Origin of the sequence: Paenibacillus artemisiicola (assembly GCF_017652985.1) — a bacterium.
Classification (GTDB): Bacteria; Bacillota; Bacilli; order Paenibacillales; family Paenibacillaceae; genus Paenibacillus_Z; species Paenibacillus_Z artemisiicola.
The window spans coordinates 1-12,215 of record NZ_JAGGDJ010000029.1 but is presented as its reverse complement, the minus strand read 5'-3'; the positions used below and the strand labels follow the sequence as shown (position 1 = coordinate 12,215).

The following is a 12,215-nucleotide window of genomic DNA, read 5'->3' as shown; positions in this document are numbered from 1 at the left end:
ATGAAACGGAGTGTTCGTCATCATGAACGTGATCAAGCAATCGCAGCAGCCGCCCGAGCTGACGCTCGGCGGCAGCGAGCCGCCGCGGCGGCTCGACTGGGGCCGCGCGCGGCAATTTTCGCTCGGCCTCGTGACGGAGGGCCGGCCGCAGGGCGTGCTGGCGGCCATCGAACCGGCCGGCGCCGGCGCCGCCGTGCGCATTTATGCCGACGGCCCGGAAGCCGCGGGCGAAGCGCGGCTCGTCGCCGAGGTGCGCACGGACGCGCGGGAGGCGCCGATCGCGCTCGCGATCCCGCTGGCGCGGATCGGGGACGGCGCGCACGCGATCCTGCTGCAGTACGCGGGCTATGCGGCGCGGCTGTACGTGGACGGCGTGCTCGCGGACGAGGACTGGCCGATGGGGACGGTCGATTTTGACGGGGCGTTCGTACGCGCCGGCGTCGGCGCCGGACTGTCGCTATGGCGGGAGGCGGTCGCGCCGGAGCCGGCCGGCGAGGCGCTTGCCGTCCGCTACTTGGGCGCGGAACCGGATACGCTCCAATATTGGCGGCCGCAGGGCTTCAACACGGGCGTCGGCGACTGCATGCCGTTCTTCGACGGCGAGACGTTCCGGCTGTACTACCTGTACGACCGCCGCGGCCACGGCAGCAAGTGGGGGCTGGGCGCGCACCAATGGGGGCAAGTGTCGACGAAGGATTTTCGCGCGTGGACGCATCACCCGATCGCGGTCGGCATCACCGGGGAAGACGAAGGCTCGATCTGCACCGGCTCGGTGTTTCGCAAGGACGGGACGTACTACGCCTTCTACGCCGTGCGCGCGGTCGACGGCTCTCCCGCCCGCTTGACGTACGCGGTGAGCGCGGACGGCGTCCGTTTCGGGAAGAGCGATGCGCGCATTGCGCTGCCGGACCGCTATACGCTCGCTTCCGTCCGCGATCCGCATGTGTTCGAGGACGGCGGGGGACGCTACCATATGCTGGTTACGACCAGCCTCGCCGGCGACGGCCGGCCGGAAGGTTGCCTTGCGCATCTGGTCTCGGACAACCTGACCGATTGGGAGGAGACCGCTCCCTTCCTCATGCCCGGTTACCATGACGAGCCGGAATGCTCCGACTGCTTCGAGTGGAACGGCTGGCATTACTTGATTTTCAGCAACGACGGCTTGGCCCGATACCGGTATGCGCGGAGCTTGGAAGGGCCATGGCTGCGGCCGGAGGCGGACGCGTTCGACTGCGTGCAGTGGCGCGTGCCGAAGACCGCGCCGTTCCCGGGGGGACGCCGCATCGCCGCGGGCTTCCTGTCCTCGCCGGACCGCTATGCCGGCGAGCTCGTCTTCCGCGAGCTGACGCAGCGGGAGGACGGCACCTTGGGCTTCGCGTTCGTGCCGGAGCTGCGGGAGGCGGCGGGCGAGCCGCTCGACTTCGGCGATAACGTCCTGACGAACCCGAACGGCTTCGTCTCGCGGGATCTCGGCGCGGTTCCGGAAGAGTACGTGCTGACGTTCGACGTAACCGCCCGGCATCTCCCGATGTACGCAGGCTTCTCCGTGTCGGGGGCGGCGGATTTCGCGGAAGGCTTCGACGTCCGCATCGAGCCCTCCGCGCGCAAAGCCGGCGTCCACCGCATCCGGGCGCGCTCGCTGCAGGAGGACGAAGCGTCGTCGATCTACGCGGTGGACGGTCTGGCCGGCACGTTCGCCGTCGAGGCCGTCGTGAAGCGCGGCTGGATCGATCTCTGCATCGGCGGCGACCGGACGCTGATCGCCCGCACCGGCGGGGGGACCGGCCATCTGCGGCTATTCGCGCAGTTCGGCGAAGCGGCGTTCTCCGGGGTCGCCGTCCGGCCGCTCGGAAGCGCGCATCGATGAGAATCGGCATCTTCGCCAAGACGTTCCGGCGCGATTCGCTCGCGGGCGTGCTGGACGCCGTCCGGGCGCACGGCTTCGCGAGCGCGCAGTTCAACATGGCCTGCGCGGGCATGGCGTCGATGCCGGAGCGGGCCGACGCGGACGTCGCCGCCGCGGTGAAGCGGGAAGCGGACGTCCGGGGCATTCGGCTCGAGGCCGTCTCGGGGACGTTCAACATGGCGCATCCCGATCCCGCCGTCCGTGCGGAAGGCTTGCGCCGGCTGGACCATCTCGCCGCGATGTGCGCCGGTATGGGCATCGGAATCGTCACGCTCGGCTCGGGCAGCCGAAACCCGGACGACATGTGGGCGCCGCATCGGGATAACGGCAGCGCCGAGGCATGGCGCGACCTGCTCGCGTGCATGGAGCGGGCGCTCGACGTCGCCGAACGGCGCGGCGTCGCGCTCGCGCTCGAGCCGGAAGCCGCGAACGTGGCGAACGACGCGCGCGCCGCGCGCCGGGTGCTGGACGCGATGGGCTCGCCGCGGCTGCGGATCGTGTTCGACGCCGCGAACCTCGTCGTCGGCCGCGAACGCGCGAGCTGGGACGGCATCCTCGAGGAGGCGGCGGAGCTGCTCGGCGGCGACATCGCGCTGGCGCACGCCAAGGACGTTCGCGCCATGAACGCCCGCGCCGCGGCGGATGGCGCCGGGTCGCCGTTCAGGGCGGTCGGCCGGGGCGACCTCGACTTCGCCTCGTACTTCCGGCTGCTGCGGACGGCCGGCTTCGACGGGCCGGTCGTCATGCACGGGCTGGAGGAGCGCGACGCGGCAGCCGGCTTGGCGCATTTACAAAAACTTAGCTGAGCCGGCGGCGCCGGGACCTCCGTCCGATTGGACTCGCCCCCGAAAGTATCGTACACTATACGCGTCGGTTACCATTACAGCATGGAGGTAGAGAAGGATGGGCAATATCGCGATTTTCGGCTTCGGCCGCATCGGCAGAACGCTGCTTAAGGTGGCGCTGCAGGACAAGCTTTTCGTACCGGTTTCGGTGTCGGACATCAAGGACGAGGACACGCTGGCAGCCTTGTTCGAGGTGGATTCCAACTATAAGCGCTGGCATGAAGACGTCGCTTCCCAAGAGGGCGCGATGATCATCGGCGGGCGCGAGATCCGTTACATCAACGCCTCGCAGGAAGTGCCGAACTGGAAAGAGCTCGGCGTCGACCTGGTCGTCGACTGCACGGGCAGAGCCGTCGTCCGTTCCGTGGCGCAGGTGCATCTCGACCGCGGCGCGAAACGCGTGCTCATCAGCGGGCCGAGCAAATCGCTCGACGATTGCGACGCCGTTCTGCTGAAGGGCATCAACCTGGACAGCTTCGATCCCGACAAGCACAAAATCATCAGCATGGCCAGCTGCACGACCAACGCCCTGGCCGCCGTCGTCAAGCTCGTCAAAGAAAACTACGGCATCAAATTCGGACTGTTCTCCACGGTCCATTCCTATACGAACACGCAATCCCTCACAGACCAGCCGATGCGCGACCGCCGCGACTCCTGGGCGGCCGCCGAGAACATCATTCCGTCCTCGTCCGGCGCGGCCAAGGCGCTCAAGTTCATCTGGCCGGACCTGCAGATCACGGGCAAGGCGTACCGCATCCCGACCCGCACGGGCAGCATCGCCGAGCTGAACCTGATCACGGAGAAGAAGGTCACGGTGCAGGAAGTGAACGACATGTTCCGCCGCGCTTCCCGGGAAGGCGACCTGAAGGGCGTGCTGGACGTGCTCGAAGGCCAATGGGCGTCCTCGCGCATCGTCGGCGATCCGCACACGTCGATCATCGACCTGCCGCTCACGCACGTGGAAGGCGAGCTGCTGTCCGTCGCCGCGTGGTACGACAACGAGTGGGGCTTCGCGACGCGCCTCGCGGAAGTCGCGGCGCATCTGGCCGCGGCGGACCGCTAAGCCGCGGGGGCGGAAGCCTTCCGGTACCGGCGTCCCGGTCCGTTCGATCGCCGCTGCCGCATCGGCGTCGGCGCAGCGCGCTTATCGGCATGCGACAAAAAAACCGCTCCGTCAAGGAGCGGTTTTTTGCTGCGCCCGGCGCTTGATTGCCTGCGAAAATGACGACAAGCGGCTCGGCGCGATTGCCCCGAAACGGGCGAAAGGCCCATCCGGGGATGGGCCTTTCGCGAAGCTTAGCATCTCCGCCCGGTCGGCTGCGGGTGTGCGGCCGCCGGCGATCGGACATTAATAGCCTTTGCCGTACGGCGCGGCAGCTACGCCAGCGACTGGGCCGTAGCCTGGGTAGCCGCAGCCAGTTCCAACGCCGCCGATACCTGCGCACGCACCTGCAATGATGATAACAAGCAGAATGAACAGAACCAGAATGATTCCGATATGATTATGGGCACCTCCGACGAATCCGGACATGAATCAATGCACCTCCTGGGTTTTGGTATGGTTTAGCGTATGTCATCCGCCGGGAAAGTGCTTGGGCATTTGTCGGGTAGGCACCTGCCACGTCCCATTCGTCATGTCCGTACGGGTGTCGGGGAGCGGCGTTCGCCCGCTCGCCGCGCGCCGGCCGGCGTCCGGATTTCGCCGGCTTCGGACGATTCTCCCTCCCGGCGGCCGCCCGGCGTTTGTATAATGGGACTATCACGAACGGCCGGACCGGGGGAAAAAGGGAACGCCAACGCCTCCGCGGCCAAGGAGGAACGAACGATGAACCAGACCTCGCAGAACATTCGCTTGATCACGCGGGCGGACGACGCCGGCAGCGCCCGGACGGCGGACCGGGCCATACTGGAGACGATCGAGCGCGGCATCGTCCGCAACGTCTCGCTCATGGCCGTCGGGCCGACGATCGGCCACGCGGCGGAGCTGCTGGCAGGCCGCAAGGACGTCTGCTTCGGCGTGCACGCGACGCTGAACGCGGAATGGAGCGACGTCCGCTGGGGGCCGGCCGCGCCGCCGGACCGGGTACCGTCGCTGCTGGAGCCCGGCGGGGCTTATTTCACGCGCGCGCCGCGGGCGTTCTTGGAGCGGCCGCCGGCAATCGCGGAAGTCATGGCGGAGCTCCAGGCCCAGCTCGACCGGCTGCGCGGCCTCGGCTTCGCCATTGGCTACGCGGATACGCACATGGTGTTCGAATGGGCGCTGCCGGCAGTTGCGGAGCCGTTCGACCGTTGGTGCGAGCGCGAAGGCCTCCGCAATTATCGCCGGTACGGCCGTCCGCTGCCGGAGGCCGGCCCGGCGGAGGACGGCCGCGCGCCGGGCGGGGACGGAGCGTCTCGGGACCCCGCGGCCGAGCTCGTCGCCCGGCTGGAGAAGGCGGCGCCGGGACAATATCTCGTCGTCGGCCATCCCGGCTGCGACGAGCCGGACATGCGGCGGATGGGCTCGCCGGATTATCCGTCCGCGCGGGTCGTGTCGGACCGCATCGGCGAGCGGCTCCAGTTCACGCGCCCGGACGTGCTCGCCTGCTGCGAGCGGCTCGGCGTGACGCCGATCCGGTACGACGAGGCGGAGCCGCTGGACGCGTGACGCCCGGCTCGGACGGGCCGGCGGCGGCAGGCGCCGCGGCGAGCCCCGCACGGTCTTGTTCGCGGACGCGGCGCGGGCGGAGCGCCCAGTCCCGCCGCGATCGCGGCGATTGACAAATTTGGGGAATGCATGGAAGATGAAGAAGGCTCCGCGGGCGACCGCGGAGCCCGAATTCAATTCTTAGCGAACGAGGCAGACAGCGATGCGAAAAATCCGGTTTACGCTTAACCACGCGCTTTTATTGATCGTCGTTTTCGGCGGCTTCCTGGTGTTCGGCTTCTCCGAAAACATCAAGGGACCCGCCATTCCCCGCATGCAGGCGGATTTCAGCTTGGACGAAGGGCAGCTCGGGCTGCTGCTCGCGCTCAATTCGCTCGGCTACCTCGTCGCCTGCACGTTCACGTCGGCCCTGTCGCGGCGGATCGGCATCAAGTGGACGGGCATCGCGGCCTTCGCGTCCATGACGATCGCCGGCGTGCTCATGCATGCGGCGAAGGGCTACGGCTTCCTGTCGGCCTCTTATTTTCTCATGTACATCGGCAACGGCATGCTGGAAATCGGGCTCGCGATCATGGCCGCCCGGATCTTCACCCGCAACACGGGCATGATGATGAATTTGGCGCACTTCTTCTACGGGCTCAGCTCCATCGTCGCGCCGCTGATCGCCGCCTCCATGATGGGCTGGCACGTGCCCGGCGGCGGCGAGCTGGGGTGGCGGGGCATGTACCTGATCATGCTGTCGCTGGCCGTCCTGCCGATTGTCCCGTCGCTGTGGGGCAAGTTCCCGGAGGAGGAATCGCACGAATCGGACGCGCAGGCGGCGTCGTACCGCGCGCTGCTGCGCGACCCCATCGCCTGGCTGATCGTCGCGATCCTCTCGTTCGGCGTCGTGTCCGAGCTCGCGGTCGGCAGCTGGCTGGTCAATTTCCTGGAGAAGGCGTACGGCTGGAGCCCCGGGGACGCGTCGGGCATGCTGTCGCTCTTCTTCCTGTTCTTCACGCTGGCGCGGCTCTTCCTCGGGCCGGTGACCGACCGGATCGGCTATACGCTGTCGGTCATGCTGTTCGCGGCGTTCTCGGGGCTGTGCAGCTTGGCGGCGATTATCATCGGCGAGCCGGGCGCGTTTCTCTTCGCGGTCGCGGGCGCGGGCATCGCGCCGATCTACCCGACGGTGATGGCGATGATCGCGAAGCGGTATCCGAAAGGAACGGACACGGCCATCACGTTTACGGTCACCCTGATGGGCGTCGCGAGCGTCGTCGGCAACCTGTTCATCGGGTACCTGATCGAGTTCGTCCGCGGGCTGTTCGACGGCGGCGAAACGGGCTCCGCCCCGGGCCAGCTGATCGGCCTGCAGGCGGGCTATGTGTTCATCGCGCTCATGGCGCTGCTGTGCGCGGCTTGCTGCGCGGTGCTGTACGCGATGCTGCGCCGCCGGCGCGAAGTGGCGTGAGGGGAAGCGGAAGAGCCTGCCAGGACATAACGGCTTAAGGAGGGATCGTGAGGATGGAAAGGGAGGCTGTGGAGAAGGATGCCGAGGCGCTGCAGGCCGAAGAGATCGCGGCCGGCTTTCTGGGGGAACGGGTGCGCGCCTCGTACCCGATCGTTGGGAAGGGCATGGTCAATCGGGTGTACGTCGTCGAGACGGCATCCCGCAAGGTCGTGGCGCGCATGAACGACGCGGCGGCGCTTGCCGACTATCGCAAAGAGCAATGGTGCATCGAACGGGCGGCGGCCGCCGGCATCCCGGGACCTGAAGTGTTGGCGGTCGGCGTCGCCGGCGAGCGGGCGTACATGCTGCAATCCTTCTTGGCGGGCCGGGACGGGGTGGATGCGGCGGGACCGAAGAGCGACATTTGGAGGCAGCTGGGCGAATATGCCGCGCGTATTCACGCGATTCCCGTGCAAGGTTACGGGGAGCGGCTGGAAGATCCCGCCGCGGGCGAATTTCGGTCGCCGCCGCATCCGGGCTCGGACGGCAGCTGGGCGGGGTACGTGCAGTACAACATCGACAGCCTGACCGGGCGCGATCCGCTGCTGGCGTTGGGCGTCCTGACCCCGGCGACGTCGGCGGCCGCGCGCGGCCTGTTCGAGCGCTTGAAGCGCACGGCGTTTCGGTTCGGCCTGGCGCACGGCGATCTCTCGCTGAAGAACGCGATGGTCGATCCGTCCGGCCGGGTGGCCATGCTGGATTGGGGCAGCGCGGAAGTGACCGTCGTGCCGCACGGGGACGTGATGCAGCTCCTGCAAAGCCGGCTGCAGGGCGGGGAGCCGGACCGGGAGGCGTACGACGCCTTCCTGGAGGGGTACGGCTACCGGGAAGAAGCGCTTCCCGATCTGATGCCGCTGCTTCTGCTGCGCGCATGCGACAAGCTCCGGTGGGCGCTGGACCGTCGGCCGGAGCTGACCGCCTCGTTCGCGGCCTTCGCGAAGCAGGTCGCCGATCTGGCGTTGAAGGCGTAATGCCGGTTAGTTAGCGGGGTGAATCGTTCGGCTGCGGAACGTTTATCCGGCGTATGATCGAGATGGTGAAAGGCCGCCGTTAGGCGGCTTTTTTGCGTGGGCTGGCCGGTTGGCGGCCGTCGGCTGGCTGCGCGTAAGGCGCGTGATGCGGTACATGAGGGGATTTAGCTGCCAGACGGCCAATGAACGGTACCAGGTACGGTACATGCGGCAAAGCCGCGGGAAGATGGCCAATGTGCGGTACAAGGTACGGTACATGGGGCGAAATCGCCGGAAGATGGCCGATGTGCGGTACGAGGTACGGTACATGGGGCGAAATCGTCGTCAGACGGCCAATGAACGGTACCAGGTACGGTACATGCGGCGAAATCGCCGGAAGATGGCCAATGTGCGGTACGAGGTACGGTACATGCGGCGAAATCTCCTGAAGATGGCCAATGTGCGGTACGAGGTACGGTACATGAGGCGAAATCTCCTGAAGATGGCCAATGTGCGGTACGAGGTACGGTACATGAGGCGAAATCGCCTGAAGACGGCCAATGTGCGGTACGAGGTACGGTACATGGGGCGAAATCGCCGGACGATGGCTGATGTGCGGTACGAGGTACGGTACATGCGGCGAAATCGTCGTCAGACGGCCAATGAACGGTACGAGGTACAGTACATGCGGCGAAATCGGCCGCTCACGCCCAATGTACCGTAACTACGGTACATGGGGCCAATCCGCCGGCTAGCTCATGTGCGGTACGAGGGACGGTAGTCCGCTTCCCGAAAGAAGCGAAAGGAACGCGTTACAGCGTATACTCGCCTTTGATCGCGACTTTGTCTTTCGCGACGGTTTCCATGTAGTTCTTGCCCCAGCTGTACATTGCCTCAAGGATCGGCATCAGGCTCGCGCCGAGCTCCGTCAAGGCGTATTCCACCTTCGGCGGCACGACGGGATAGACCGTGCGCCGCACGATGAGGTCGTCCTCGAGCTCCCGGAGCTGGCTGACCAGCATGCGCTGCGTGATGTCGGGGATCAGCGCTTTCAGCTCGCCGAACCGTTTGGTGCCTTCCTTGCCCAGATGCCAGAGGATGAGCATCTTCCATTTGCCGCCGATGACGGACAGCGTCAGTTCTTTCTCGCAGTTGAACGTTTTCTCGCATAGATGACCCATGGTCGCGGCACCTCCGATTCTCTTAGCCGTTATTATAGCCCATCGTATACTTTTAGGCACTAGGTGAGAAGAAAGTGCGTACTATCCATCCGGCGATCCATGGGACTATACTAGCTTCGAGCAAGCGGGAGCTTGCCATACGGAGAGGAGCGGATGACGCGTGAAATTGCAATTGGCGTTGGACCTGGTCGACATTCAAGGCGCGAAAGCCCTGGTGAAGGAAGTCGAACCGTTTATCGATATCGTGGAAATCGGCACGCCCGTCGTGATCAACGAGGGATTGCGGGCGGTCAAAGCGATCAAGGACGCGTTCCCGGCGCTGACGGTGCTGGCGGACCTGAAAATCATGGACGCGGGCGACTACGAGGTCATGAAAGCGTCGGAGGCCGGAGCGGACATCATCACCGTGCTCGGCGCGTCGAACGACCGGACCATCGCGGGCGCCGTAAGCGAAGCGCGCAAAACGAACAAGCAGATCATGGTCGACATGATCAACGTCCGGGACATCGAAGGCCGGGCGAAAGAGATCGACGCGCTGGGCGTCGACTATATCTGCGTCCATACGGGTTACGATCTGCAGGCTGTGGGCCAAAATTCGTTCGAGGACCTGCGGACGATCAAGCGCGTCGTCAAGCACGCGAAGGTAGCCATCGCCGGGGGCATCAAGCTAAGCACGCTGCCGGAGGTCATCGCGGCGGAGCCGGATCTCATCATCGTGGGCGGCGGCATTACCGGACATGAGGACTGCCGCGCGGCGGCCTCGGAGATCCGCGAGATCATCGCGTCGCGGTAGCCGCCATGACGAAGACGCCATATGCCGCGGACATGCTGGGGGAATTGACCGAAGCCTTGACCGGGATCGCGGAGGAGCGCACGGAAAGCTTCGCGGCGCTGCTGCTCGGAGCGCGTCGCGTGTTCGTCGCCGGAGCGGGGCGCTCCGGGCTCATGATGCGCGCGTTCGCCATGCGGCTCATGCACCTCGGCCTGAACGCGCACGTCGTCGGCGACACGGCGACGCCGGGTCTCCGCGCGGACGACGTGCTCGTCGTCGGCTCCGGCTCCGGCGAGACGGGCAGCCTGGCCGCGATGGCGGAGCAGGCGAAGCGGCTCGGCGCCGCGGTCGCGCTCGTCACGGCGAGTTCGGCCTCGCGCATCGGCCGGTCCGCCGACGAGGTCGTGCGCATCCCCGGCGCGACGAACGCGGAGCGCGAAGCGCCGTCCGTCCAGCCCATGGGCTCGCTGTTCGAACAAGCGCTGCTGCTGTATCTCGACGCGCTGGTTCTGCGGCTCATGGAACGGCTGGCAATCACGGAGGATGCCATGAAAGCCAGGCACGCGAATTTGGAATAGCGCCGGCAGACGCGAAAATCGGCCGCATGTCCTCGGGGGACATGCGGCTTTTTGGCTGCGCGCATCGTCAGAATCGCGGCGCCTCGCAGCCTTCTACCGCAGCCTTCTACCGCAGCCTTCTATTGCCGCCTTCTATTGCCGCCTTCTATTGCCGCCTCCTATAACCCCTATTCCGGCTAAATATTGGACCGCTCTCGGACACCGCCGTATGATGGATTCACATTCCGGACGGAAGAGGAGGATGGCAATCATGTCGATCTACGAGTATGAAGTTCCAGGCATGGACGGCGAGCCCATCGCGATGTCGGCTTACCGGGGAAAGGTGCTGCTGATCGTCAACACGGCGAGCCGGTGCGGTTATGCCAGGCAATTCGCGGGCTTGCAGCGCCTTTACGACGCCTACCGCGGGCAGGGCTTCGAGCTGCTGGGCATTCCGTGCAATCAGTTTAACGCCAAGGAACCGGAGGACGGCGAGGCGATCCGGGCGTATTGCGAAGGCGCGTTCGGCGCGGCGTTCCCGCTGGCCGCCAAGGCCGACGCAGTCGGCGAAGCGGCGCACCCGCTGTTCGTCTACCTGACCGGACGAGCGCCGTTTCAAGGGTTCGATGCGACGGCCGAGAGCGGGCGGTGGATGCGGGATTTTCTGCGGACGAAGCATCCCGGGCTGTATGCCGGCGACGGCATCAAGTGGAACTTCACGAAGTTTCTGATCGGGCGGGACGGGGAGGTCGCGGGCCGGTTCGAGACGCCCGAGGAGCCGGAGACGCTGGCGCCGGCCGTCGAAGCGCTGCTCGCGCGGCGGCGGGACATGTTTGACGCGGATGGGGAAACGGGTAAGTAGAGCTACAATCTACGAAACGGGGTGATCGGGATGAACCCATTTGAACGCAGCGCCGACAGCCGGCCCGCGCAGCAGGGCAAGCGCGACAATCCGGAGGGCGTGCCGACGGAGAAGGAGAGCCTGTTCGACAAGTTCGCGAGCGAGCGCACGGTCGATCCGATACCGGTCGAGGATCAGACCATCGAGCAGCGGGACGAAGCGGACAAGGACCGTACGAAACGCGACTCCTCCAGCGAACGTAAGTATCGTACGGGGATTTGACTTCGGAATCCCGGGCGACGCCGGAGGAAGGCGGAAACTTTCGCACGAAAGGGTGGACTTGCCATGCTGCCGCAATCGATGAAGGAGCTGGAGCGCATACGCAACTCCTGCAAAAAGCTGGTGACGAGGAAGGCGATGCTGTCGGGCACGGCGGCGATGGTGCCGATTCCGGGCACGGACGTGGTGGCCGACGTCGGCATGCTGATGCGCCTCATTCCCGAGATCAACGAACGGTTCGGCCTGGCGGAGACGCAGCTGGCCGAGCTGGACGCCCAGCGCAAGGCCGCCGCGTACGGCATCATTACGGCGGTCGGCAGCCATTTGATCGGCCATGCCGTCACGCGCAGGCTGATTTTCGCGCTGGTGAAGAAGGCGGCGGCCCGCTACGCGGCGAAGGGGGCGACGAAATTCGTGCCCGTCGTCGGCACGGCCGTGGCCGGCGCCCTCAGCTACGGCGCCATGAAATACGTCGGCAATAAGCACGTCGAGGATTGCTATCGGGTGGCGAAGCGGATCTTGGAGCGGCAGGCCGCCGAAGCCGGCAGCGCCGGCAAGGATGACGCGGCAAGCGAGCCGCCGCGGCTGGCCGCGACGTGAAGCAAGCCTCCCCGGGATTCCGGGGAGGCTTTCGCGCGTAATGGGGCCGCGAACGCGCGGGCGGCCGCGAGCCGGGACGCGCCGAGGCGGCCCGCGCGGGGGGCGGTACTCGCGGCGAAGCCGGATCGCGCGCGGACGCGCGGGC

13 protein-coding genes are annotated in these 12,215 nt (G+C 66.3%); 11 read left to right on the top strand and 2 right to left on the bottom strand.

What is annotated here, in order from left to right; genetic code table 11:
- The first annotated feature begins 22 nt into the window (after positions 1–22).
- The 3 genes from I8J29_RS23540 (at position 23) to I8J29_RS23530 (ending at position 3,814) form a co-directional block, all read left to right on the top strand.
- A complete protein-coding gene (locus I8J29_RS23540) occupies positions 23–1,867 on the top strand; it encodes a glycoside hydrolase family protein (RefSeq protein WP_208849900.1) in 1,845 nt (614 codons plus the stop codon).
- On the top strand, positions 1,864–2,712 hold the full coding sequence (locus tag I8J29_RS23535) for a sugar phosphate isomerase/epimerase family protein (protein WP_208849899.1): 849 nt from the start codon (positions 1,864–1,866) through the stop codon (positions 2,710–2,712). The genes I8J29_RS23540 and I8J29_RS23535 overlap by 4 nt, the downstream gene beginning before the upstream one ends.
- A 97-nt stretch (positions 2,713–2,809) precedes the next feature.
- Positions 2,810–3,814 (top strand): type I glyceraldehyde-3-phosphate dehydrogenase, encoded by a 1,005-nt coding sequence (locus I8J29_RS23530; RefSeq protein WP_208849898.1) that lies wholly within the window; start codon positions 2,810–2,812, stop codon positions 3,812–3,814.
- A gap of 285 nt (positions 3,815–4,099) precedes the next feature.
- Here I8J29_RS23530 and I8J29_RS23525 read toward each other — a convergent pair whose 3' ends face one another.
- A complete protein-coding gene (locus tag I8J29_RS23525) occupies positions 4,100–4,282 on the bottom strand; it encodes a hypothetical protein (protein WP_090648139.1) in 183 nt (60 codons plus the stop codon).
- 294 nt (positions 4,283–4,576) lie between these two features.
- Between I8J29_RS23525 and I8J29_RS23520 the strand changes: the two genes are divergently transcribed.
- From I8J29_RS23520 to I8J29_RS23510, 3 genes are all read left to right on the top strand, one after another.
- Entirely contained in the window at positions 4,577–5,398 is an 822-nt protein-coding gene (locus I8J29_RS23520; RefSeq protein ID WP_208849897.1) for a ChbG/HpnK family deacetylase, read from the top strand.
- A gap of 202 nt (positions 5,399–5,600) precedes the next feature.
- The gene (locus I8J29_RS23515; RefSeq protein ID WP_208849896.1) at positions 5,601–6,851 is read left to right on the top strand and encodes an MFS transporter; all 1,251 of its coding nucleotides are present in this window, start codon (positions 5,601–5,603) and stop codon (positions 6,849–6,851) included.
- A gap of 53 nt (positions 6,852–6,904) precedes the next feature.
- The gene (locus I8J29_RS23510; protein ID WP_208849895.1) at positions 6,905–7,861 is read left to right on the top strand and encodes an aminoglycoside phosphotransferase family protein; all 957 of its coding nucleotides are present in this window, start codon (positions 6,905–6,907) and stop codon (positions 7,859–7,861) included.
- Positions 7,862–8,652: 791 nt separating this feature from the next.
- Here the strand turns inward: I8J29_RS23510 and hxlR are convergent.
- Positions 8,653–9,021 carry a transcriptional activator HxlR gene (gene hxlR, locus I8J29_RS23505; protein ID WP_090648126.1) on the bottom strand — a complete coding sequence of 123 codons (369 nt, stop codon included), beginning with the start codon at positions 9,019–9,021 and terminating at the stop codon, positions 8,653–8,655.
- A gap of 160 nt (positions 9,022–9,181) precedes the next feature.
- Between hxlR and hxlA the strand changes: the two genes are divergently transcribed.
- From hxlA to I8J29_RS23480, 5 genes are all read left to right on the top strand, one after another.
- Positions 9,182–9,814, top strand: coding sequence for a 3-hexulose-6-phosphate synthase (gene hxlA / locus I8J29_RS23500; RefSeq protein ID WP_208849894.1), 633 nt, complete (start codon positions 9,182–9,184; stop codon positions 9,812–9,814).
- Positions 9,815–9,819: 5 nt separating this feature from the next.
- Entirely contained in the window at positions 9,820–10,371 is a 552-nt protein-coding gene (hxlB, locus tag I8J29_RS23495; protein WP_208849893.1) for a 6-phospho-3-hexuloisomerase, read from the top strand.
- Positions 10,372–10,621: 250 nt separating this feature from the next.
- Positions 10,622–11,212 (top strand): glutathione peroxidase, encoded by a 591-nt coding sequence (locus I8J29_RS23490; protein WP_208849892.1) that lies wholly within the window; start codon positions 10,622–10,624, stop codon positions 11,210–11,212.
- A 30-nt stretch (positions 11,213–11,242) separates the two neighbouring features.
- Positions 11,243–11,473, top strand: coding sequence for a hypothetical protein (locus tag I8J29_RS23485; RefSeq protein ID WP_208849891.1), 231 nt, complete (start codon positions 11,243–11,245; stop codon positions 11,471–11,473).
- A 63-nt stretch (positions 11,474–11,536) separates the two neighbouring features.
- Positions 11,537–12,070 carry a hypothetical protein gene (locus I8J29_RS23480; protein ID WP_208849890.1) on the top strand — a complete coding sequence of 178 codons (534 nt, stop codon included), beginning with the start codon at positions 11,537–11,539 and terminating at the stop codon, positions 12,068–12,070.
- The last annotated feature ends 145 nt before the right edge of the window (positions 12,071–12,215 follow it).